The 22844-nt window shown below is 72.5% G+C and carries 22 protein-coding genes; 14 read left to right on the forward strand and 8 right to left on the reverse strand.

Features of this window, described 5'->3' with window-relative positions:
- The first annotated feature begins 192 nt into the window (after positions 1-192).
- Both OHA89_RS17125 and OHA89_RS17130 read left to right on the forward strand, forming a co-directional pair.
- The gene (locus OHA89_RS17125; RefSeq protein WP_406366559.1) at positions 193-3330 is read left to right on the forward strand and encodes a sacsin N-terminal ATP-binding-like domain-containing protein; all 3138 of its coding nucleotides are present in this window, start codon (positions 193-195) and stop codon (positions 3328-3330) included.
- A 191-nt stretch (positions 3331-3521) separates the two neighbouring features.
- Entirely contained in the window at positions 3522-3788 is a 267-nt protein-coding gene (locus tag OHA89_RS17130) for a hypothetical protein (RefSeq protein ID WP_257555001.1), read from the forward strand.
- A gap of 52 nt (positions 3789-3840) precedes the next feature.
- Here the strand turns inward: OHA89_RS17130 and OHA89_RS17135 are convergent, their stop codons facing one another.
- Together OHA89_RS17135 and OHA89_RS17140 are read right to left on the reverse strand one after the other, a co-directional pair.
- The gene (locus OHA89_RS17135) at positions 3841-6294 is read right to left on the reverse strand and encodes a cation-translocating P-type ATPase (RefSeq protein ID WP_215139544.1); all 2454 of its coding nucleotides are present in this window, start codon (positions 6292-6294) and stop codon (positions 3841-3843) included.
- Between the two features lie 120 nt (positions 6295-6414).
- Positions 6415-6699 carry a DUF2530 domain-containing protein gene (locus OHA89_RS17140; RefSeq protein WP_266608469.1) on the reverse strand — a complete coding sequence of 95 codons (285 nt, stop codon included), beginning with the start codon at positions 6697-6699 and terminating at the stop codon, positions 6415-6417.
- Positions 6700-6827: 128 nt separating this feature from the next.
- Between OHA89_RS17140 and OHA89_RS17145 the strand changes: the two genes are divergently transcribed.
- Entirely contained in the window at positions 6828-8282 is a 1455-nt protein-coding gene (locus OHA89_RS17145; protein WP_406366562.1) for an NCS2 family permease, read from the forward strand.
- Here OHA89_RS17145 and OHA89_RS17150 read toward each other — a convergent pair.
- Positions 8275-8457: a BrnA antitoxin family protein gene (locus tag OHA89_RS17150; protein ID WP_215139547.1), complete on the reverse strand. Its 183-nt coding sequence runs from the start codon at positions 8455-8457 to the stop codon at positions 8275-8277. The two genes, OHA89_RS17145 and OHA89_RS17150, sit on opposite strands and share 8 nt — an antisense overlap.
- A gap of 118 nt (positions 8458-8575) precedes the next feature.
- Here OHA89_RS17150 and OHA89_RS17155 point away from each other — a divergent pair, with 118 nt between their 5' ends.
- The 5 genes from OHA89_RS17155 (at position 8576) to OHA89_RS17175 (ending at position 13296) form a co-directional block, all read left to right on the forward strand.
- On the forward strand, positions 8576-9013 hold the full coding sequence (locus OHA89_RS17155; RefSeq protein WP_257555006.1) for a MarR family winged helix-turn-helix transcriptional regulator: 438 nt from the start codon (positions 8576-8578) through the stop codon (positions 9011-9013).
- Positions 9014-9038: 25 nt separating this feature from the next.
- Positions 9039-10406, forward strand: coding sequence for an MFS transporter (locus OHA89_RS17160; RefSeq protein WP_266608474.1), 1368 nt, complete (start codon positions 9039-9041; stop codon positions 10404-10406).
- Between the two features lie 185 nt (positions 10407-10591).
- A complete protein-coding gene (thpR, locus tag OHA89_RS17165; RefSeq protein ID WP_257555008.1) occupies positions 10592-11143 on the forward strand; it encodes an RNA 2',3'-cyclic phosphodiesterase in 552 nt (183 codons plus the stop codon).
- 119 nt (positions 11144-11262) lie between these two features.
- A complete protein-coding gene (gene ddaH / locus OHA89_RS17170) occupies positions 11263-12096 on the forward strand; it encodes a dimethylargininase (RefSeq protein WP_215139551.1) in 834 nt (277 codons plus the stop codon).
- A 210-nt stretch (positions 12097-12306) separates the two neighbouring features.
- A complete protein-coding gene (locus OHA89_RS17175) occupies positions 12307-13296 on the forward strand; it encodes an aldo/keto reductase (RefSeq protein ID WP_257555010.1) in 990 nt (329 codons plus the stop codon).
- A gap of 7 nt (positions 13297-13303) precedes the next feature.
- On the opposite strand, the gene OHA89_RS17180 is transcribed toward OHA89_RS17175, so the two are convergent.
- Positions 13304-13987: a GDSL-type esterase/lipase family protein gene (locus tag OHA89_RS17180; RefSeq protein WP_266608478.1), complete on the reverse strand. Its 684-nt coding sequence runs from the start codon at positions 13985-13987 to the stop codon at positions 13304-13306.
- Positions 13988-14075: 88 nt separating this feature from the next.
- Between OHA89_RS17180 and OHA89_RS17185 the strand changes: the two genes are divergently transcribed.
- Positions 14076-15068 carry a WD40 repeat domain-containing protein gene (locus OHA89_RS17185; RefSeq protein WP_266608480.1) on the forward strand — a complete coding sequence of 331 codons (993 nt, stop codon included), beginning with the start codon at positions 14076-14078 and terminating at the stop codon, positions 15066-15068.
- 172 nt (positions 15069-15240) lie between these two features.
- Here OHA89_RS17185 and OHA89_RS17190 read toward each other — a convergent pair whose 3' ends face one another.
- The 3 genes from OHA89_RS17190 to OHA89_RS17200 all read right to left on the reverse strand — a co-directional run bounded on the left by OHA89_RS17190 (position 15241) and on the right by OHA89_RS17200 (position 17941).
- Positions 15241-16620 carry a flotillin family protein gene (locus OHA89_RS17190; protein ID WP_266608482.1) on the reverse strand — a complete coding sequence of 460 codons (1380 nt, stop codon included), beginning with the start codon at positions 16618-16620 and terminating at the stop codon, positions 15241-15243.
- Between the two features lie 108 nt (positions 16621-16728).
- Positions 16729-16950 (reverse strand): hypothetical protein, encoded by a 222-nt coding sequence (locus OHA89_RS17195; protein WP_215139556.1) that lies wholly within the window; start codon positions 16948-16950, stop codon positions 16729-16731.
- 73 nt (positions 16951-17023) lie between these two features.
- Positions 17024-17941 carry a DUF3027 domain-containing protein gene (locus OHA89_RS17200; RefSeq protein WP_257555016.1) on the reverse strand — a complete coding sequence of 306 codons (918 nt, stop codon included), beginning with the start codon at positions 17939-17941 and terminating at the stop codon, positions 17024-17026.
- Between the two features lie 348 nt (positions 17942-18289).
- Between OHA89_RS17200 and OHA89_RS17205 the strand changes: the two genes are divergently transcribed.
- The 4 genes from OHA89_RS17205 to OHA89_RS17220 all read left to right on the forward strand — a co-directional run bounded on the left by OHA89_RS17205 (position 18290) and on the right by OHA89_RS17220 (position 21852).
- Positions 18290-19672 carry an MFS transporter gene (locus tag OHA89_RS17205; RefSeq protein WP_406366563.1) on the forward strand — a complete coding sequence of 461 codons (1383 nt, stop codon included), beginning with the start codon at positions 18290-18292 and terminating at the stop codon, positions 19670-19672.
- A gap of 81 nt (positions 19673-19753) precedes the next feature.
- Positions 19754-20242 carry a DUF2771 domain-containing protein gene (locus OHA89_RS17210; protein ID WP_215139559.1) on the forward strand — a complete coding sequence of 163 codons (489 nt, stop codon included), beginning with the start codon at positions 19754-19756 and terminating at the stop codon, positions 20240-20242.
- 13 nt (positions 20243-20255) lie between these two features.
- Positions 20256-21005: a futalosine hydrolase gene (locus tag OHA89_RS17215; protein WP_406366564.1), complete on the forward strand. Its 750-nt coding sequence runs from the start codon at positions 20256-20258 to the stop codon at positions 21003-21005.
- Positions 20995-21852 carry a 1,4-dihydroxy-6-naphthoate synthase gene (locus tag OHA89_RS17220; RefSeq protein WP_257555019.1) on the forward strand — a complete coding sequence of 286 codons (858 nt, stop codon included), beginning with the start codon at positions 20995-20997 and terminating at the stop codon, positions 21850-21852. Before OHA89_RS17215 ends, OHA89_RS17220 begins: the two co-directional genes overlap by 11 nt.
- Positions 21853-21933: 81 nt before the next feature.
- On the opposite strand, the gene OHA89_RS17225 is transcribed toward OHA89_RS17220, so the two are convergent.
- Positions 21934-22317 (reverse strand): cold-shock protein, encoded by a 384-nt coding sequence (locus OHA89_RS17225; RefSeq protein ID WP_322975534.1) that lies wholly within the window; start codon positions 22315-22317, stop codon positions 21934-21936.
- Between the two features lie 177 nt (positions 22318-22494).
- On the opposite strand from OHA89_RS17225, the gene OHA89_RS17230 reads away from it, so the two are divergent.
- Entirely contained in the window at positions 22495-22746 is a 252-nt protein-coding gene (locus OHA89_RS17230) for a hypothetical protein (protein ID WP_215139563.1), read from the forward strand.
- Positions 22747-22844 lie beyond the last annotated feature (98 nt).

Consider the following 22844-nt stretch of genomic DNA (forward strand, 5'->3'; position numbering starts at 1 on the left):
CGGCCGCGGAGCCCCCGGTGACCTCGTGTCACCGGGGGCTCCTGCGTACGCGGCGGCCCGGGGCGCGGAGGTCAACGGGATGCCGGGGAAACGCCGAGGTGGTGGTGTCCGCCCACCTCACGGGCGAGGAGCAGCCCCGTACGCGGTACCTTCAGGAGTTCTTTGAAGGCAGCACAGCGTGGAGGCAGCGGCGTGAGCGTGCGAGTGACGGCGGCCCAGAGCGGCGTGGACCCCTTCGGCACGGCCCGGCTGCGGCGCGGGGTGCTCGACGCCTGGGGCGCGGGCCCGGCCCGCTTCCGCGAGGACGCCAACGCCGAGGAGGACCTGGCACTCGGCGGCTACCGCGACCGGCTCGTCGTCGAGCTGGCCCAGAACGCCGCCGACGCAGCCGCCCGCGCCCGGGTGCCCGGCCGGCTGCGGCTCACCCTGCACGCGGGCGAGGGCGGGCACGCGGTCCTGGCCGTCGCCAACACCGGTGCCCCGCTCGACGCGACGGGCGTGGAGTCGCTGAGCACCCTGCGCGCCTCCGCCAAGCGCGAATCCGGGACCGGGGCGGGCTCCGGCTCCGGCGACACCGTCGGCCGGTTCGGCGTCGGCTTCGCGGCCGTCCTCGCCGTTTCCGACGAGCCCGCCGTCCTCGGCCGCCACGGGGGCGTCCGCTGGTCCCTCGCCGAGTCCCGCGAACTGGCCCGCGACGCCGCCGTCGGCAGCCCCGGCCTCGGCGACGAGCTGCGCCGCCGCGACGGCCACGTCCCGCTGCTGCGGCTCCCGCTGCCCGCCGAGGGCACCGCCCCCGACGGCTACGACACCGTCGTGGTCCTCCCGCTGCGCGACGCCGCCGCCGAGGGCCTCGTCGAGCGGCTCCTCACCGGCATCGACGACGCCCTGCTGCTCACCCTGCCCGGGCTGCGCGAGGTCGTGGTGGAGACCCCGGCCGGACCCGCCCGGACCCTGTACCGCCGCGACGAGGGCTCGTACACCGTCATCGAGGACTCCCGGTCGGGCACCAGCCGCTGGCGCACCGTCCGCCACGGCGGCCCCATCGAGAAGGCCCTGCTCGCCGACCGGCCCGTCGAGGAACGGCTGCGGCCCTTCTGGTCGGTGTCCTGGGCCGTACCCGTCGACACCGAGGGCGCGCCGCTGCGCCCGGGCACCGCGCCCGTCGTGCACGCGCCGACCCCCACCGACGAACCCCTCGGCATCCCCGCCCTGCTCATCGCGACCCTGCCGCTGGACACCACCCGCCGGCACCCCGCGCCCGGCCCGCTGACCGACTTCCTCGTGGAGCGCGCGGCCGACGCGTACGCCGAACTCCTCGGCGCCTGGGACCCGGTGACCACCGCGCTCGTGGACCTGGTCCCCGGCCCGCTCGGCAAGGGCGAGCTGGACGGGGCCCTGCGCGCCGCCGTGCTCCGGCGGCTGCCCCGTACGGCTTTCCTCGAGCCCGCCGCCCCGCCCGAGCACGCCGAGGAACGGGCCGCGCTGCGCCCCTTCGAGGCCGAGGTCGTGGAGGGCGCGGGCGCCGACACCGTACGGGTCCTCGCCGAGGTCCTGCCGACCCTGCTCCCGGCCGGTCTGGAGCGCCGCCCCGAACTGCGCACGCTGGGCGTGGGCCGGCTCCCGCTCGGGGACGCCATCGAGCGGATCGCCGGCATCGAGCGGACCCCCGACTGGTGGCACCGGCTCTACGACAGCCTCGCCGGGGTCGACCCGGACCGGCTGTCCGGGCTGCCCGTGCCGCTCGCCGACGGCCGCACGACGATCGGGCCGCGCCACGTCCTCCTCCCGTACGCGGACACCCCGGTGGACCTGGCCCGGCTGGGGCTGAAGGTGGCCCACCCGGATGCCGCGCACCCGCTGCTGGAGAAGCTCGGAGCCCTTCCGGCGACCCCGCGGGCCGTCCTGACGACCCCGCAGGTGCGGGCCGCCGTGGCGGGCTCGATGGACGCGGGCGAGATCTGGGACGAGGACGCGCTGGACCCGGAGGAGCTGGCCGACGTGGTCCTGGGCCTGGTCCGGGACGCCGACCTGGCACCGGGCGAGGAGCCCTGGCTGGGTGCGCTGGCCCTCCCGGACGAGGACGGGGAGCTCACCCCGGCCGGTGAACTGCTGCTGCCCGGATCGCCGCTCGCCTCGGTCATCCGCGAGGACGAAGTCCCGTACGTGGACGCCGAACTGGCCTCCCGGTGGGACGCGGACACCCTCACCGCCTGCGGGGTACTGGCCGTCTTCCAGCTGGTCCGCGCCACCGACGTGGTCCTGGACCCGGACGAACTGGAGCCGCGCGACGGGGACTTCGCCGAGCCCGACGACGCGGGCCTGCTCGACGCGGTGGACGTGTGGTGCGAGGACCTGCTGGACCAGCTGCCGGACACCCCGGTGCCGCCGGTGGCGACCGAGCTCGTCGCCGTACGGGACCTCGACCTGGTCGACGACGACTGCTGGCCCCAGGCCCTGGCGATGCTCGCGCAGCCCCCGCTGCGCGACGCGCTGACCCAGCCCGTACGGGTGCTGCTCCCGGACGGCACCACGCAGTCGGTGCGCTCGTACACCGCCTGGTGGCTGCGCGACCACCCGGTGCTCGACGGCCGCCGCCCGGCCGGCCTGCGCGCGGCGGGCGGCGACCCGCTGCTGGCGGGCCTCTACACCTCGGCGGACGCCACCGGGTTCGAGGACGAGCAGGTCCTGCGGGCCCTGGGCGTACGGACGACCGTGCCGGCCCTCCTGGACGAACCCGGCGGCGCGGCCGAGCTGCTGGCCCGTCTCGCGGACCCGGAGCGTGAGGTGACGGGCCGCCAGCTGCACGGCCTGTACTCGGCCCTGGCCGATCTGGACCCCGAGCAGGTCACCCTCCCGGACGAGCTGCGCGCGGTGGTGGACGGCGAGGTCCGGGTGGTGGACGCGGCGGACGCGGTCATCGCGGACGCCCCGGACCTGCTCCCGCTGACGGAGGGCCTGCCGCTGTTGCCGGTCGTCCCCTCCCGGGCGGCGGACCTGGCGGACCTCCTCCAGGTCCGGCGCGTCTCGGAGACGGTCCCGGCGGAGGTGACCACCCCGGGCGAGGAACACGAGGTCCCGGAGCCGGTCCGGGTCCTGCTGGGCCCCTCGACCCCGGCCACGTACGTCGAGCACGAGGAACTGATCGCGGGCGGCATCGAACTGGACTGGCGCCGCACCCCCGACGGCACCCTGCACGCCTCCACCCTGGAGGGCGTCGCCGCGGGCCTGGCCTGGTCGGCGGGCCAATGGCCCCGCCGCTTCGAGGTGGCAGCCCTCCTGGAGGACCCGTCCCGGACCGCCGAGCTGGCCCGGGACAGGTGGTTCGACTAGCCCTGTCCGGGCGGTTCCGTCGCCCGGTCGGTCTGAAGTGCGTGCACCGGTCCCCTGCTCTAGCGTCGGAAGGGCGAGGGTGACCGATGCGTCGAGCCGGTCGCCCCTCAGCGCCTGCTCAGCGCCGCCCCCGCCCGTGGTCCGGCACACACGCGGATCGCGTGACCGACCGAGAGAGCAGGTGCATCCGCATGCGTTCGTCGGCTCGAATCCCCAGCATCCTCGCCGGCCTGGCCCTCGCCGTCGGCGGCGTCGCCTTGGCCGCCCCGGCCGCCCACGCGGATATGAAGGCCTGCGAGCAATACGTCACGCAACACAACGCTCAGGTCACCGACGCGGTCCGGCAGGCGTGCTACCAGGGGCAGATCGGCAACCAGACCAGCTGCTCCGCCAGCCTCGACGCGGCCGGCATCTCCAAGGACGTCGCGGCCGGAGCCTGCCGGGCGGCTCCGCAGTAGTTCTCGTGCCATTCATCGCGATGGGCCATCGTCGACGAGCCGGTCAAGCCGGTCATGCCGGGAACTTTCGGTTCACCCAGTGGAACGTGAACTCGATCAGCGTCGCGGCGGCCGCGGCGACGGCCACCGCGATCCACGGCATGGTCACGCCCACCAGCTTGAGCTGGAAGAAGTCCTGGAGCCACGGCACGACCAGCACGATCAGGAAGGCGCCGCCCATCGCGCCGACCAGGCCGACCCGCCACCACGTGTACGGGCGGGCGATGATCGCCAGGACCCACATCGAGGTCAGGAACAGCGTGAGGGTCGCCGCGCTGGTCTCGGCCTTCAGGGCGTCCGGGCCGGTGTAGTAGTGGCGGGCGATCAGGTACGTCACGAAGGTGGCCGTCGCCGCGATCACGCCGCCCGGGATCGCGTACCGCATCACCCGTTTCACGAAGTGCGGCTTCGCGCGCTCCTTGTTCGGCGCGAGGGCCAGGAAGAAGGCCGGGATGCCGATGGTGAGGGTGGACAGCAGCGTCAGGTGGCGGGGCAGGAAGGGGTACTCGACCTGTGAGCAGACCACGAGGACGGCCAGCAGCACCGAGTAGACCGTCTTGGTGAGGAAGAGGGTCGCCACGCGGGTGATGTTGCCGATGACCCGGCGGCCCTCGGCGACCACCGAGGGGAGGGTCGCGAAGCTGTTGTTGAGGAGGACGATCTGGGCCACGGCCCGGGTGGCCTCCGAGCCGGAGCCCATCGAGACGCCGATGTCGGCGTCCTTGAGCGCGAGCACGTCGTTGACGCCGTCGCCGGTCATGGCGACCGTGTGGCCCTTGGACTGGAGGGCCCCGACCATGTCCCGCTTCTGCTGCGGGGTCACGCGCCCGAAGACGGAGTTGGCGTCGAGGACCTGCGCCATGCCGGCCTGCTCGGTGGGGAGCTTGCGGGCGTCGACGGTGTTCTCGGCGCCCGGCAGGCCCAGCTTGCCGGCGACCGCGCCCACGGAGATGGCGTTGTCGCCGGAGATGACCTTCGCCTTGACGTCCTGGTCCTCGAAGTAGCGCAGCGTGTCGGCGGCGTCGGGCCGCAGCCGCTGCTCGAGGACGACGAGGGCGGTCGGCCTGACCCCGGTGGCCACGGCGGCGTCGTCCAGTTCGCGGGCGGAGCGGGCCAGCAGGAGGACCCGCAGGCCCTGCTCGTTGAGGTCGTTGATCTCGTCGAGGGCGGGGTCCCCGGAGGGGAGCAGGATGTCGGGGGCGCCCAGCAGCCAGGTGTTGTTCTCGCCGTCGCCCTCGCTGAAGCTGGCGCCGCTGTACTTGCGGGCGGAGGAGAAGGGGAGGGACTCGGTGCAGCGCCACTCCGCGCTGTCGGGGTATGCGTCGATGATCGCCTGGAGGCTGGCGTTGGGGCGCGGGTCGGACTCGCCGAGGGCGCCGAGCACCTTCTTGACGTACGCCGGGTCCGCGCCGCCGAGCGGGCGGAGCTCGGTGACGTCCATGCCGCCCTCGGTGAGGGTGCCGGTCTTGTCGAGGCAGACCACGTCGACGCGTGCGAGGCCCTCGATGGCGGGCAGTTCCTGGACCAGGCACTGCTGGCGGCCGAGCCGGATGACGCCGATCGCGAAGGCCACGGAGGTGAGGAGGACGAGGCCCTCGGGGATCATCGGGACGATGCCGCCGACGGTCCGGGCGATGGCGTCGTTGAGGTTGTTCTCCTTGACGACGAGCTGGCTGATGATCAGGCCGATGGAGGTCGGGATCATCATCCAGGTGACGTACTTCAGGATGGTGGAGATGCCGGAGCGCAGCTCGGAGTGGACGAGGGTGAAGCGGGAGGCCTCTTCGGCCAGCTGGGCGGCGTAGGCCTCGCGGCCGACCTTGGTGGCGGTGAACGCGCCGCCGCCGGCCACGACGAAGGAGCCGGACATGACCAGGTCGCCGGGCTTCTTCAGGACGGGGTCGGCCTCGCCGGTGAGCAGGGACTCGTCGATCTCCAGGCCGTCGGCCTCGCCGACGGAGCCGTCGACGACGACCTTGTCGCCGGGGCCGAGTTCGATGACGTCGCCGAGGACGATCTCGGAGGTGGAGATCTCGCCGGTCCTGCCGTCGCGGCGCACGCTGGGTTTGGCCTCGCCGATGACGGCGAGCCCGTCGAGGGTCTTCTTGGCGCGCATTTCCTGGATGATGCCGATGCCCGTGTTCGCGATGATCACGAAGCCGAAGAGGCTGTCCTGGATCGGCGCGACGAACAGCATGATCACCCAGAGCACGCCGATGATCGCGTTGAACCGGGTGAAGACGTTGGCGCGGACGATGTCGACGGTGGAACGGCTGCTGCGGACGGGGACGTCGTTCACGTCCCCGCGCGCCACGCGTTCGGCGACCTCGGCGGTGGTCAGGCCGCCGGGCTTGAACCGGGGCGCGGGCGGCCGCATCGGGTGTACGGGGTCCAGCTCGGCCCCCGCGTCGATGGCGCCGCCGGCCCGCTCCGGCCCGTCCTGATCGATCTTCGCCCGCTGCGTCATGCTTTCGACGGTAAGGGCGGTTCGAACGCTTCACCCGCCGAGAAGTCGGAAGATCCGACTTCGGGATGACCCCAATCCTCCCTTGGTCCCCCCTTGCGCGCCCCGAAGGACACGCGGGGTCTAGGCCTGCGCGGAGGGGTCCGCCTCGGCGGACGACGCTTCCGCGGCGTGGCGCTTGAGGGCGGCGTCGCGGCCGCGGACGTACCAGATGCCGATCAGGCCGAGGAAGCCGCCGGCCGCGCAGGTCCATACCCACCACAGCAGGTCGCGGTCGGCGAACCACCCGTAGAAGGGGAGCTGGACGACGAAGAGGACGAACCAGATGATCGTGCCGCCGGTGATGGTGGCGACGACCGGGCCCTCCAGGGGCTCGGGTGCCTCGTGCTTGGGGGTCCATTTCGCCATGCGTCCAGTCTAGGTGCGCGAATTCAGGGTCTACGCGCGGAGATGGACGCCTCTTCGTTCATGTGTTCATACTGAAACGGTTTGGGCGTGGCCCATTTTCTTCGTATGAACCACCCAATGAGGACCGTATGAGCACCCCGGCCCCCGCCCCCACGGCCACCGCCCCGGAACCCGCCCCCCGTGCGACCTCGGGCCTGGACCGCCACTTCCGGATCTCCGAGCGCGGCTCGACCATCGGCCGCGAGGTCCGCGGCGGCTTCGCGACCTTCTTCGCGATGGCCTACATCATCGTGCTGAACCCGATCATCCTGGGCAGCGCGAAGGACATGTACGGGCACCAGCTCGACGGCGGCCAGCTCGTCACCGCCACCGTCCTGACGGCCGCCTTCACCACGCTCCTCATGGGTGTCATCGGCAACGTCCCGATCGCGCTCGCCGCCGGCCTCGGCGTCAACACCGTCGTCGCCCTCCAGCTCGCGCCCCGCATGAGCTGGGCCGATGCCATGGGCATGGTGGTCCTGGCCGGCTTCGTGGTGATGCTGCTGGTCGCCACCGGCCTGCGCGAGCGCGTCATGAACGCCGTCCCGGTGGGCCTGCGCAAGGGCATCGCCATCGGCATCGGCCTGTTCATCATGCTGATCGGCCTGGTCGACTCGGGCTTCGTCACCCGCATCCCCGACGCCGCGCACACCACCGTCCCGCTCCAGCTCGGCACGGGCGGCCACCTGCACGGCTGGCCCGTACTGATCTTCGTCATCGGCGTGCTGCTCACCCTCGCCCTGCTGATCCGCAAGACGCCGGGCGCGATCCTGATCTCCATCGTGGTGATGACCGTCGCCGCGGTCGCCGTCCAGCTCGTCGCCGGGCTGCCGAGCGAGGCCTGGGGCCTCACCGTCCCCGAGTGGCCGGGCAACCCGGTGGCCGCCCCCGACTTCGGGCTCGTCGGCCAGGTCAGCCTGTTCGGCGGCTTCGGCAAGGTCGGGATGCTGACCGGCGTCCTGTTCGTCTTCACCGTGCTGCTGTCCTGCTTCTTCGACGCCATGGGCACGATCCTGGGCGTCGGCGACGAGGCGAAGCTGATCGACAAGGACGGAAACTTCCCCGGCATCAACCGGGTCCTGCTGATCGACGGCCTGGCGGTCGCCTCGGGCGGAGCCACCTGCTCCTCGGCCACCACCTGCTTCGTGGAGTCCACGGCCGGGGTCGGCGAGGGCGCCCGTACCGGCCTGGCGAACGTCGTGACCGGCGGCCTCTTCACCGTGGCGCTGTTCCTCACCCCGCTCGCCACCATGGTCCCGTCCCAGGCGGCCACCCCCGCCCTGGTGGCGGTCGGCTTCCTGATCCTGGCGGGCTCGGTCAAGGACATCGACTGGAGCGACTTCACCATCGCCGTCCCGGCCTTCCTGGCCATGGTGACGATGCCCTTCACCTACTCGATCACCAACGGCATCGGCATCGGCTTCGTGAGCTTCTGCGCGCTGCGCGCCGCGACCGGCCGGGGCCGCGAGGTCCCGGTGGCCATGTACGTGGTGTCGGCGGTGTTCGTCTTCTACTACGCGATGCCGGCCCTCGGCCTCACGTAAGCCCGTAGAACTTCTCCGTCTCGTCGACAGCCGACTTGAAGCGCTCGTCGAAGTCATCGCGAATGAGCGTCCGGACCACATAGTCCTGGACGCTCATTCCGCGTTTGGCGGCATGAGTCCGGAGCCTGTCGAGGAGCTCCCCGTCTATGCGCATGCTCAGCACATGTGTCCCCATGCCGAAAGAGTCGGGGCAGAGGGTATGGACGCGTGTCACTTTCCGCCGCCGACTCACCCGTATGAGTGACGACCAATAATGGTGTTCCTTAGCTAGAGTAATGAGTTACTCTAAGGACATGCGTGACCTCTCCCATGGCGACGACGCAGCCGCCGTGAACGACCTCCGCTCCGCCGTCATGCGGCTGGGCCGGCGCCTGAAGCACCAGCGCGTCGACGAATCGCTGAGCCCGACCGAGATGTCGGTACTCGGCACCCTCGCCCGCTGCGGCCAGGCCACACCTGGCGAGCTGGCCCGGCGGGAACACGTCCAGCCGCCGTCGATGACACGCATCGTCGCGTTGCTGGAGGCCAAGGGGCTGGTCACGCTGGAACCGCACCCCGACGACCGCCGCCAGAAGGTGGTCCGCCAGACGGAAGAGGCCGAAGCGATGCTCGAAGAGAGCCGCCGCAAGCGCAACGCCTTCCTGGCCGGGCTCGCGGCCGAGCTGACCGAGGACGAATGGGCCAAGCTGCGCGAGGCCGCACCCGTCCTGGAGAAGCTCGCGCACCTGTAGGAACGACGCCAGGAGGCGAACGCTTTTGAGTACGGGAAACGGAGCAGACTCCGCACCCGGCCACATATCCACCCCCGACACAACCCCCGCGAGCAGGAACCCGGGGGCACCTCCCGGCGGTAGCCGGGGGACGTTCAGCTCGCTGAAGATCCGGAACTACCGGCTCTTCGCGACCGGTCAGGTCGTCTCGAACACCGGCACCTGGATGCAGCGGATCGCCCAGGACTGGCTGGTCCTCTCCCTGACCGGCTCGGCCTCCGCCGTCGGCATCACCATCGCCCTGCAGTTCCTGCCGATGCTGATGTTCGGCCTCTACGGAGGCGTACTCGCGGACCGGCTGCCCAAGCGGCCGCTGCTGCTGGCCACCCAGAGCGCGATGGGCCTCACAGGCATCGCACTGGCCGTGCTCACCCTGGCGGGACACGTCCAGGTCTGGCACGTCTACCTCGCCGCGTTCCTGCTCGGCCTGGTCACCGTCGTCGACAACCCGGCCCGGCAGACCTTCGTCCCCGAGATGGTCGGCAAGGACCAGGTCGCCAACGCCGTCAGTCTGAATTCGGCCAACTTCCAGTCCGCGCGGCTGGTCGGCCCGGCGATCGCCGGCGTGCTGATCACCGCAGTCGGCTCCGGCTGGGCCTTCCTGCTGAACGGACTGTCCTTCGCCGCGCCCATCGCCGGCCTGCTGATGATGCGGACGCACGAACTGCACCCGGTCGAGCCCCGGCCCCGCGCCAAGGGGCAGCTCCGCGAAGGCCTGCGCTACGTCGCCGGCCGCCCGGAGCTGATCTGGCCGATCGTCCTCGTCGGCTTCATCGGCACCTTCGGGTTCAACTTCCCGATCTGGCTGTCGGCCTACGTGAGCAACGTGTTCCACGGGGACGCGGGCACCTACGGGCTCTTCAACACCCTGATCGCGGCAGGCTCCCTCGCGGGCGCCCTGCTCGCCGCCCGGCGCGGGCACTCCCGGCTGCGGCTGCTGGTGGCGTCGGCCGTGCTGTTCTCGCTGCTGCTGCTCGTGACCGCCTTCGCGCCCGGCTTCTGGCTGTTCGCCGCGCTGCTCGTGCCGCTCGGGGTCTTCGGCCTGACGGTCAACGTGGTGGCCAACTCCAGCGTGCAGATGGCGACCGACCCCGAGATGCGGGGGCGGGTCATGGCCCTGTTCATGATGGTCTTCACCGGCGGCACCCCGCTGGGTGCGCCGCTGCTGGGCTGGATCACGGACACGTACGGCGCCCGGATCGGCATGGCTGCCGGTGGGCTGGTCTCGCTGCTCGCCTCCGTGGCGATCGCGGTGGTCCTGGCCCGGGTGGGCAACCTGCGGCTGCGGGTCGACCGGCATGGCGTGGCCTTCGTCCCGGCCGTGCGCAGCCGCGAGCTGGTGGCGGCCGCCTGACCCCTGCGGGTCCGCTGCTGGGGCTCCGCCCCAGACCCCGCGCCTCAAACGCCGGCGGGGCTGGTTTTGGCTGATCCCGCCAACGCCAGCCATATCCAGCCCCGCCGGCGTTTGAGGCGCGGGGGTTCGGGGGCAGCGCCCCCGACAACGGCGCCCAGCCCGGGCAGCCCCGCTAGGCTCGCGGCATGAGACTGTTCGCCGCCGTACTGCCGCCTGCGGAAGCCGTCGCCGAGCTGGCCGCGGCCGTGCACGGAGTGCGCGACGACCGGTTGACCTGGACCGCGGAAGCCGGCTGGCACTTCACGCTCGCCTTCATGGGCGAGGTACGGGACGAGGTGCTCCCCGACCTGCACGCCCGGCTCGCGCGCGCCGCCGCGCGGACCGCTCCGTTCGCGGTGCGGCTGCACGGCGTCGGCCACTTCGGCGAACGCGCGCTGTGGGTCGGCGCCGCCGGGGACCTCGAGACGATGCGGCTGCTCGCGGAACGGGCCGACGCCGCCGCCCGGCGGGCCGGGGTGCCCATGGAGCAGCACCGCCGCTACACCCCGCACCTCACCCTGGCCCGGTCCCGCGAAGGCGCCCGCCTGCGGCCCTACCTCGACGCCCTCGCGGACTTCGAGGGCGCCCCCTGGCAGACCGACACCCTGTGTCTGGTGCGCAGCAACCTGCCGGTCAGCGGGGTCCCCGGCGAGCAGCCCCGTTACGAGACCGTCGGGGCCTGGCCGCTGCACGGCTAGACACGCCCAGGGCCTGGTGTTCGGTCCGGGTTCAGCCGTAGGACCCTCGCTCGGAATGCTCCTGTGGAGGACCCGGGGCAACGTCACTCGGGCCACCCCTCGAAGGAGTCCCCGTGCAGATGACCGAGACCGTCACCGCTTCCACCCGCGTGGCCACCCGGCGCCGGCTGCTGATGTGCCGCCCGAGGCACTACGACGTCACGTACTCGATCAACCCGTGGATGAACCCGGAGAAGAGCACCGACACCGGCCTGGCCGTCCTCCAGTGGGAGCGGCTGCGCGACCTCTACCTGGAGCTCGGCCACCTCGTGGAGGAGATCGACCCGATCGACGGGCTCCCCGACATGGTGTTCGCGGCGAACGGCGCCACCGTGGTGGACGGCAAGGTCTACGGCGCCCGGTTCCGGCACGCGCAGCGCACCGCCGAGGGGCCCGCGTACCTCAAGTGGTTCGAGAGCCGGGGCTACCGCGAGCTGCTGTGGCCGGAGTACATCAACGAGGGCGAGGGCGACATCCTCACCGTCGGCCGCCGCCTGCTGGCCGGCACCGGCTTCCGCACCGACCCGCGCTCGCACGCCGAGGCGCAGGAGTTCTTCGGTCTGCCGGTGACCGGCCTGACCCTCGTCGACCCGGAGTTCTACCACCTGGACACGGCGCTCGCCGTGCTCTCGGACGACGAGGTCATGTACTACCCGGCCGCCTTCTCCGAGGGGAGCCGGGCCGTGCTGCGGACCCTGTTTCCCGATGCGATCCTCGCCACGGCCGAGGACGCCGCCGTCTTCGGGCTCAACGCCTTCTCCGACGGCCGCCACGTGCTGCTGCCCGAGGCGGCCACCGGCCTGAAGGCCCAGCTCAGCGCGCGGGGCTTCGAGCCGATCGGGGTCGATCTCTCCGAGCTCCTCAAGGCGGGCGGCAGCGTGAAGTGCTGCACCCTGGAGCTGCGCGGGCTCTGAGTGCGCGTACGCGCGTGCGGGGCAGGGCGACGGCCGCGTTAGGCTCGACGGGTGGATCCCAAGACCAGAAACCGTGTCATGGCCGGTGTGCTCGTGCTGATGTTCGTCGTAGTGGCCGTCGCGGCCGCCGTGGGGCAGTAGCGCCCGCTGCCCCTGGGCGGGCGTCGGGCCCTTGCCTCGAGTGGACTCGAAGCAGTTGGCTTGGGGCCCATGAAGTACACGCAGCTCGGACGCACCGGACTCAAGGTCAGCCGACTCGTTCTCGGCACGATGAACTTCGGTCCGCAGACAGACGAACCCACCAGTCACAGCATCCTGGACGGCGCCCTCGCCGCAGGTCTGAACTTCGTCGACACCGCCAACGTCTACGGGTGGGGTGAGAACAAGGGCCGCACCGAGGAGATCATCGGCACCTGGTTCGCCCAGGGCGGCGGCCGCCGGGACAAGACCGTCCTGGCCACCAAGGTCTACGGGAACATGGCCGGCGAGGGCGACCCGTGGCCCAACCACGACCGGCTGTCGGCACTGAACATCCGACGGGCCGTCGAGGCCAGCCTGAAGCGGCTCCAGACCGACTACATCGACCTCTACCAGTTCCACCACATCGACCGCCGGACCCCCTTCGAGGAGATCTGGCAGGCCGTCGACGTACTGATCCAGCAGGGCAAGATCCTTTACGCGGGCTCGTCGAACTTCCCCGGCTACAAGATCGCCCAGGCGAACGAGACCGCCGCCCGGCGCGGCACGGTCGGGCTGGTCAGCGAGCAGTGCCTCTACAACCTCGCCGAGCGGCGCGCCGAGATGGAGGTCATCCCGGCCGCGCAGGAGTACGGGCTCGGGGTCATCCCGTGGTCCCCGCTGCACGGCGGCCTGCTGGGCGGGGTCATCAAGAAGGAGGTCGAGGGCGGGCGCCGCGCCTCCGGACGGTCGGCGGACTCGCTGGCCAACACCTCGGTACGGGCCCAGGTGCAGGCGTACGAGGACCTGCTCGACAAGCACGGCCTGGAACCCGGCGAGACCGCGCTGGCCTGGCTGCTGACCCGGCCCGGGGTCACCGGCCCGATCGTCGGCCCGCGTACGGCCGGGCAGTTGGAGAGCGCGCTGCGCGCGCTGGAGCTGGAGCTGAGCGAGGAGGTGCTGGCCGCCCTGGACGAGATCTTCCCGGGACCCGGCGCGTCCCCGGAGGCCTTCGCCTGGTAGGTCCCGCTCACACGCCCCGGTAGGGACCGCCGATGCCCCAGGCCTGGTGGAGGACCGCCGCGAACTCGCCCGCCAGGCGGTGTTCGCCCGAGGCGTTGGGGTGGGTCCCGTCGTAGGTGTCGCGGTGGATGTCGTACGCGTACGGGCGCGCGCCCAGCAGGATCGGTGAGGCGGCGGTGGTCAGATCGGCCACCGCCTTCGCCAGGAGCTCGTTGAAGCGGGCCACCTCTGCCGCGAAGGGGGCGTCCTCCTCGGCGCGGATGTTCGGGATCACCGGCAGCAGCACCATCCGGATGCCGGGGCGGGCTTCCCGGGCGGCCGCGACGAAGCGGCGGACGTTGGCGGCGGTGTCCTCGGCGCCGGTGTAGAAGCCGAGGTCGATCAGGCCGAGGGAGACGAGCAGGACGTCGGCCCGGCCGGCCCGGGCGGCGGGGCCTATCAGGGGCGCCATGTGCTGCCAGCCCTCGCCCCAGCCGGCCAGGTGACGGCGGGCGTCCTGCGGGAAGTCCGGGTCGGCGTACGCGTGGCTGGCGGGCGCGTCGGCGGCGGTGTCGTACAGCTCGCTGCGCGGGCCGACGATCTCGTACGGCCCGCCGAGGGTGGAGCCCAGGTGCTGCCACATCCGGTAGCGCCAGGTGTAGTCGCCGGCGCGTCCGATGGTCATGGAGTCGCCGACGAACATGAAACGCATCCGGTCATCATCGCGGATCACCCGACAGGCGCCCCTGTGATGCCGGACACGCCGAGAGACAAGCCCAGCGGGCTGGCAGGCTGGGGGCATGCGCCTGTTGCCGTTGTCGTCCGCCTCCGCCGCCCTCGTGCTCGCCCTGCTGCCGTCGTCGGCCGCCCTCGCGGCCGAGGCTGCCGCGGGTCCCGGGGCGTCCTCCTTCACCATCGCCGATCCGCGGATCAAGGAGTCGAGCGGGCTGGCGGCGAGCCGGATCCACCCGGGCGTGTACTGGACGCACAACGACAGCAACGACGGCCCGTACGTCTACGCGGTGGACTCGGCGACCGGCAAGACGGTGGCCCGGGTCACGCTGACGGGCGTCGGGAAGCCGCGGGACGTCGAGGCGATCTCGCTCGGGCCGGACGGGCAGCTGTACGTCGGTGACATCGGGGACAACAAGAACGGCACCTGGGACCACGTGTGGATCTACCGGTTCCCGGAGCCGAAGCAGCTGGGCGATGTCACGGTCAAGGCCGCGCAGTTCACGGTGCGGTACGCGGACGGGCCGCGGAACGCGGAGGCGCTGATGGTGCATCCGGTGACGGGGCGGGTGTACATCGCGAGCAAGCACGAGAGCACGGGCGGGCTGTACGAGGGGCCGGAGCGGCTGTCCGAGGACGGGCCGAACGTGTTCCGGCGGGTCGCGGACGTGCCGTGGGTGACGGACGGGGCGTTCTCCCCCGACGGGAGCCGGCTGGCCCTGCGGGGGTACTTCACGGCCCGTACGTACCCGTGGAAGGACGGGCGGCCGGAGGGCGAGGGCGAGCGGGTGGACGCGCCGTGGCAGGGGCAGGCGGAGTCGGTGACGTACGCGGCGGACGGCTCGGCGCTGATGTTCGGCGCCGAGGGTGAGGGCAGCCGCGTCATCGCGGTCCCGCTGTCCGCCACGGCCCCGTCGGCGTCCCCGCAGCCGGGGTCGCCGCCGGACGCGGCCCCCGCGCCGGAGCCGGGCGGCTACGGCAAGGGAGCCCTTGTCCTGGCGGGGGCCCTGGCCGTGGTCTTCGCGGCGAAGCGCCTGTTCCGCCGCCGGGACACGAAATAACCTGCGGCGCCGCTGTCGGGGGCGCTGCCCCCGAACCCCCGCGCCTCAAACGCCGGCGGGGCTGGATTTTGGCTGAGCTGCGCTCACAAGTGCCGCCCGGCGCAAACCCAGCCCCGCCGGCGTTTGAGGCGCGGGGTCTGGGGCGGAGCCCCAGCAGCGGACCCGCAGGGGGCTAGTCCTCGCGGATCGGGATGCGCCCGTTCACTTTGGGCTCAGCGCCAGCGGCAGGGGCCATCGACGCCAGCAGCTGGCGGGCCACGCCCAGGCCCGTGCCGCCCATCGTCAGCGCCTTCGCGAACATCTCCGACATGCCCTCCGCCCCGTTCAGCAGGACCATGTGCTCCACGCTCCCGAAGGCACCCGCGCCCGCCTCCACGATCGCCGGCCAGTTCTCGGCCAGCTGCTGTGCGACCACCGCCTCCTGATTCTCCGCCAGGGCCGCCGCCCGCGCCTTGAGGGCTTCCGCCTCGGCGAGACCCCTGGCCTTCGCCGCCTCGGCCTCCGCCAGGCCCCGCGCCTGCGTGGCCGACGCCTCCGCCTCACCCGTGGCCCGCGTCGCCGCCGCCTCCGCGGCCGCCGCCAGCTCCGTCTCCTTCGCCTTGGCCTGCGCCGCCGAGATCCGCGCGTCGCGGTCCGCCTCCGCGCGCGTGCGCGTCTCGTACGCCGCGGCGTCCGCGGGCTTGCGTACGTCCGCCTGCAGCTGCTGCTCGCGCCGGTGTGCCTCCAGCTCCGCGACCCGGGTCTCCTGGACCACGACCTCCTGCCGCGCCGCCGCCTCCGACAGCGGGCCCGCCTGCCGGGCCGTCGCCGCCGCCTTGTCCCGCTCCGCCTGGTAGCCGGCCTGGAGGATCTCGCTGTCCCGGGTGGCCTCCGCCATCCGTGCGGAGGCGGCCTGTTCGGCCTCCGTCGCCAGCCGGTTCGCCTCGGCCTGCGCGATCCGCGCGTCCCGCTGGACGGCGGCCGCGTGCGGCATGGCCAGGTTCTTGATGTAGCCCGTCGGGTCCTCGATCTCGTGGATCTGGAGGGAGTCGACGATCAGGCCCAGCTTCTCCATCTCCGTACCGCAGGCCATCCGGGTCTGCCCGGTCAGCTTCTCGCGGTCCCGGATCATGTCCTCGACCGTCAGGCCGCCCACGATCGACCGCAGATGGCCCGCGAAGACGATGTGCACCCGCTCGGGCATCATCTTCTGCTGGTCCAGGAAGCGGCGCGCCGCGTTGGCGATGGAGATGAGGTCGTCGCCGACCTTGAAGATGACCACGCCCTTGACCCTCAGCGGGATGCCCTGGTGGGTGACGCAATCCACCGACAGCTGGGTCTCGTTGAGGTCCAGGGACAGTTTCCGCACCGCCTGCACGCCCGGCAGTACGAGCGTTCCGCGCCCGGTGACGATCCGGAACCCCATGCCCTCGCCGACACCCTCGGTCTTGTGCGTGGAACCGGAGATGACGAGTGCCTCATTGGGTTCGGCCACCCGCCACATGAGCTTGAACAGGCCGACCGCGGCCCCCAGTGCGGCGAGAACGATTCCCGCCACGACGCCGATAGCCATCGGCAACGCCCCCTTATCGCGGTGCCGTTCGACACCGACGAGGGCGAGTCTGCGCCTGCGCGGGCCCCCCGAGAAGTGGCGCGATCATTCTTGTCGCCATCTTGATACTCAGGAGCCGTAGGCCGCCATGACGTACACCGTGCGCGGCGGCTGGTGCTCGACCACCGTGACCACCGTCCCCACGGCCAGCCGGCCCGTCCCGTGCACCGGATGCGCGAGGAAGTGCTCGGCCCCGCCCCGGATCCGAACGATGACCTCGCCCACCAGGCCGGGCCCGACCGTCCCGGTCACCCGGCCGGTCATTCCCACCATGTCCACGTCGTCCCCCATGGGCCGAGCGTACGCGGCCACGCCCCGCCCGGGACCGGCCCCGGATCACCCGTCCGGGCGCGGCGACGCAGGGCTACGAGTGGCCGAGGTCCGCGGCCGGGAGGTCCGCGGTCGGGACCGAGCCGGTGTCGGGGGACGGCCGGAGGGGGAACTCGTCCGAGGCCATCGAGTCGAGCACCGGCGGAGCGGGCCGCAGCGGGGCCGGCATGACCGCGGCCTCCGAGTGGCCGCCGCACCCGTACGACAGGGAGACCAGCCGGCCGTCGGCCGGGCTGAACTCGTTCGCGCAGACACCGAACGCCTGGCCCAGCGAGCCCCCGATCGCGACCAGGAAGCCGCAGGAGACGCAGGACGCCGGCGCCGCCTGCGCCATTGGGGTCTTCGCGCCGAACGACTCGTCCCAGCGGTCGGCCGCGCCGTGCAGCCCGTAGCGGGAGAGGACGCGGGCCCGGCGCATGCCGAGTTCCTCGGCGACGGACGTGATGGAGCCGCGCACCGGTACCACCGCGCGGTCGGTGACGTCGGCGTCCTCCGCCTCCACCAGTTCGGCCATTTCGGTGGAGACCACCGAGTTCGGCGGCGGGGTGTCCTCGCCCGACCAGCCCGGCTCCAGCCGCAGGTCCTCGGCGTCGGTGGGCAGCAGGTCGCCCGGGCCCATGTCGCCGGGGCGCAGCCGCTCGCTCCACGGCACCCACTCGGGGGCGAGCAGCGCGTCGTCGCCGGGGAGCAGCACCGTTTCGTCGAGGGTGACGTTCTTCGCGCGGGAGGCGCGGGTCACGGTGACGGCCCAGCGCCAGCCGCGGTAGCCCGGCTCCTTGGACTCGAAGAAGTGGGTGACGACCCGGTCGCCCTCCGCCACGGCGGAAACGTGCTCGCCCACCACACCGGGGAAAGCGGCCTCCTCGGCCGCCGCACGGGCGAGCTCTACCGCCTCGACGCACAGGCGGTCGGGGGTACGCGGGGTACGGCTTCGCGTCGTCGCAGCACTCACTGGTCTCGTTCTCTCCTACGCCGTCTCACGAGTGCGCCGTCCGTACTGTCGTCCACAACGACCCGTCGGTCCTGTCCGTACGTGGAGCGGGCGGAGCGGACCAGAGGGCCGCGTCGACGTCCGCACCCGATCGGACTCCGGGCGCACCTTTATGCGATCCATTCTGCGGGATCGCGAAGAGGCGCGCGGCCAAGAGCAACCGCCGGTGGCGCGCTACGCACGCTACCTCCTCCGAAGCCTTGGGCCCACATGCAAGGTCCGATTCGCGGACAAGGCCGCGCGCGGAGAGCGCACGGAGAGCGTGCGCAGAGCGGCCGCGACGCGCCGGGAGGGGTCCGGGAGGGACCTGTGGGGCACTATGGCCAGGTGGCACCCGTACGGTCGTCCCGCGACGGCTCGGGACCGGCCAGGCGGGCCGGCCGGGCCCTGGGGCGTGCCCTGCACCTGCCCTTCACCGGTACGGCCCGCGGCATCCGGCGGGCCACGCACGCGCAGGGGGCCGGTGAATCGGGCCTCGGCAAGCTGATCGAGCTGCACGCCATCAACGGCGCCGGCGACATGATGATCACCGTGGCGCTGGCCTCGACGGTCTTCTTCTCGGTCCCCACGGACGAGGCACGCGGCCGGGTGGCCCTGTACCTGGCCATCACGATGGCCCCCTTCGCCGTGCTGGCCCCGGTGATCGGCCCGCTGCTGGACCGGCTGCCGCACGGCCGCCGGGCGTCGATGGCGGCCGCGATGCTGGCCCGGGCGCTGCTGGCGCTGATGATGTCGGCCGCGGTGGCCACGGGCGGGCTGGAGCTGTATCCGGCGGCGCTCGGTGTCCTGGTCGCGTCCAAGGCGTACGGGGTGGTCCGCAGCGCCGTGGTGCCACGGCTGCTGCCGCCGACGTTCTCACTCGTCAAGGCGAACTCGAGGGTCACGCTCGCCGGGCTGCTGGCCACGGGCGCGGCCGCGCCGGTGGGCGCCGGGCTGCACCAGATCGGGCCGGAGTGGCCGCTGTACGGGGCCTGTGTGATCTTCGCGTTCGGCACCTTCGCGGCGTTCACGCTGCCGCACAAGGTGGACGAGGCCAAGGGCGAGCGCCGGGCGCGGCTGTCCACGCACGAGGCGCACTCGAAGCGGCCGGGGCTGCGGACGGTCAGCCGCTCGGTCCTGTGCGGCCTGCTGGCGAACGCCGCGATGCGCGCACTGTCCGGGTTCCTGATCTTCTTCCTGGCGTTCCTGCTGCGCGAGCACCCGATGGCGGGGCAGAGCGCGGCGGTGTCGCTGGGCATCGTGGGCGTCTCGGCGGGCGTGGGCAACGCCTGCGGGACGGCGGCCGGCGCGTGGCTGCGGGCGCGGGCCCCGGAGGCCATCATCGCGGCGGTGCTGTCCCTGACGCTCGCGGTCGCGGTACTGGCGGCGGCCTTCTTCAGCGGACTGTTCATGGCCGTGCTGGGCGCGACGGCGGGCTTCTCCCAGGCGCTGGCGAAGCTCTCGCTGGACGCGATGATCCAGCGGGACGTCCCGGAAGCGGTCCGCACCTCCGCCTTCGCCCGTTCGGAGACGCTGCTCCAGATGGCGTGGGTACTGGGCGGCGCGATCGGCATCGCCCTGCCGCTGAACGGCGTACTGGGCATGTCCGTCGCGGCGGCCATCGTCGCCATGGGCACGACGATGGCCATCCGCGGCCTCCTCGCCGCCCCCCGCCACCAGCACCAGGGCACGTCCCGCCCCCGGGTGGCTTAGCCGAGGCCGCTCGCGCGGCTGCGCCGCACCCGACACCCCCCGTGCAGCGGCGCAGCCCAGGGGCCCGATAGCCTTCGGCTCATGACCGCACCGCTTTTCTCGGGTAGGGCCCGCCGCAGCGTCGCGGCCCTCGGAGCCGTGTCCGCCGGCCTCCTCCTCCTCTCCGCCTGCGACAAGCCGACGCCGCTGGCGACCGTGACGGTCGGCACCTCGTCGGTGTCCGCCGAAGCCGCCTGCCACGAAGGCACCGAGCCGCTGTCCATGGACAAGGTCCAGGACTGCCTCACCAACCTGAAGGACGCCAAGACCGTCGAGTACGCCCGCGGCGACACCCTGCGCCTGGGCGTCGAGCCGGACGTAGTCGAGGACGGCAAGAAGTGGCAGGCGGTCCTGGACGGGCAGCCCATCACCGAGCCCTCCTCGAACACCTACCGCAGCTTCCCGGGCGCCGACGTCTTCGCGACCGGCGGCCAGGGCGAGGCCCCGGCGTCGAAGAAGCTCGCCTTCGTCCAGGTCGCCGAGGACGGCAAGCCGCTCTCCGTCTGGACCTTCAACCTCAAGCTCAAGTAACCGGGCGGCACCGGTGCGCGCGCTCGTCGTGACCGCGGTGGCGGCGGAGGCAGACTCCGTCCTCACCGGGCTGACCCCTCATCCGGACGCCCCCGGTCCTGAGCCGCGCACCTTGCCCCTGGGGTATCCCCGGACGAAGTCTGGGGAGGGGTACCTCATCACCCGCCGGGACCTCCCGGGCGCCGCCTTCGACGTGCTCGTCGGGGGCGTCGGTCCGGCGGCGGCCGCCGCCGGCACCGCCACCGCCCTGGCCCTCGGCTCGTACACGCTCGTCGTCTCGGCCGGCATCGGCGGCGGGTTCCAGCCCGCCGCCCCGCCCGGCTCCCTCGTCGTCGCGGACGCGATCGTCGCCGCCGACCTGGGGGCCGAGACCCCCGACGGCTTCGTGGACGTACAGGCGCTCGGCTTCGGACACAGCGTGCACCTGCCGCCCGCCGAGCTGGCCGCCCGCGCCGCCGAGGCCACCGGGGCGCTGCTCGCGCCCGTACTGACCGTCTCCACCGTCACCGGGACCGCCGCCCGGGCCGCCGAGCTCGCCGCCCGGCACCCGATGGCCGGGGCCGAGGCCATGGAGGGCTTCGGGGTGGCGGAGGCAGCCGCCGCGCACGGGCTGTCCGTACTGGAGATCCGCGCCGTGTCCAACGCCGTGGGTCCGCGTGACCGTGCCGCCTGGCGGATCGGGGACGCGCTCGCCGCCCTCGCCGACGGCTTCCGCACGCTGGGGCCCGTACTCGCGAACTGGGGAGAACGCCATGACCGGTAAGGCCGGGAACGCCGTGCAGATCGCCTACTCGCCCTGCCCGAACGACACCTTCGTCTTCGACGCCTGGGCGCACGGCCGCGTCCCGGGCGCGCCCGGCCTCGAGGTCACCTTCGCGGACATCGACATCACCAACGGCATGGCCGAGCGCGGCGAGCTGGACGTGCTGAAGGTGTCGTACGCCGTGCTGCCCTGGGTGCTCGAGGAGTATGCGCTCCTGCCCTGCGGCGGGGCCCTGGGCCGCGGCTGCGGCCCACTCGTGCTCACGCGCGAGCCGGGCGTCGAGCTGGCCGGCAAGACGGTCGCCGTGCCGAGCGAACGCTCCACCGCCTACCTGCTGTTCCGGCTGTGGGCGGCGGACGTGCTCCCGGCCGGCGTCGGCAAGGTGGTCGTGCTGCCCTTCAACGAGATCATGCCCGCGGTGCGCGACGGCCGGGTGGACGCCGGACTGGTCATCCACGAGGCCCGGTTCACCTATCAGGACTACGGGCTGCACTGTCTGGCCGACATGGGCGAGCACTGGGAGTCCACGACCGGGCTGCCGATCCCGCTCGGCGCGATCATCGCCAAGCGCTCGCTGGGCGACGCGACCCTGAAGGCCCTGGCCGAGTCCGCCCGTACGTCGGTCCGGATGGCGTGGGACGACCCGGAGGCCTCCCGCCCGTACGTACGGGCCCACGCGCAGGAGCTGGACCCGGCCGTCGCCGACCAGCACATCGGGCTCTACGTCAACGAGTTCACCGCCGACCTCGGCGACGCCGGCTACGCGGCCGTGCGCGGGCTGCTGACCCGGGCGGCGGCCGAGGGGCTGGTACCGGCCATTGCGCCCGGGGCGCTGGCGTTCCCGTAGCCCTCGAAATCCTCGAAGTCCTCGTACGACGGTGCCCCGCCACTCGACAGAGTGGCGGGGCACCGTCGTCGTAGGTACTGCTCAGACGTCGAGCTGGTCGGCCACCGCGCGCAGCAGGCCGGCGATCTTCGTGCCGTGCACCTTGTCGGGGTAGCGGCCGCGCTCCAGCATCGGCGTGATGTTCTCCAGCAGGGTCGTGAGGTCCTGCACGATCGAGGCGAGCTCGTCGGGCTTGCGGCGCTGGGCCGCCGCGACGGACGGCGCCGGGTCCAGGACCGTCACCGAAAGCGCCTGGTCACCGCGCTGACCGGCGACGACACCGAACTCGACGCGCTGGCCGGGCTTGAGGGAGTCGACCCCGGCAGGGAGCACCGACGAGTGGACGAAGACGTCGCCGCCGTCGTCGCGGGAGAGAAAGCCGAAGCCCTTCTCACTGTTGAACCACTTGACCTTGCCGGTAGGCACGTCCGTCCTCTGTCCTTGTGCTCGTCGGGGTCCGAAGTGCCGCGGAACGGCTCCGGATAACAGCGCAGCGGGTCACTGTGACCCGCCACCTCAAGGCTAATGGCCGAGGGCCCGGTGACAAGACGTTCCCCGGTCCTTCGCCGTCGGCCACTCAGGCCATGCAACTACCCTGGTGGGGTGACTGTTACTCCTCATTCCGACGAAGCGCGGCCCGGCGACGCCCTGGTGAAGGCCGGCGGCATCGTGTTCATCGTGGGCGCCGTGGCGACGCTCGCGACGATGGCCCCGCTGTTCCTCGACGTCGACCCGTTCCCGTCGTACGCGTGGGCCGTGTGCATGCTGATGGGCGTCGGCTTCGCGATCTCCGCGGCGGGCGTGCTCCGCTCGGCCGCCGCCCAGCGACGCGCGGCCCGGGCCTCGCAGGCTTAGCCGCGGCTGTAACCGCTCAAAACCGGCCATGGCGGACCGGGCACATATTCGCCACGTCAACCCCCTGCGGGTGTGCGACGATCTCTCGTCGCACACCA

Source organism: Streptomyces sp. NBC_01546 (assembly GCF_045208355.1).
Taxonomy (GTDB): Bacteria; Actinomycetota; Actinomycetes; order Streptomycetales; family Streptomycetaceae; genus Streptomyces.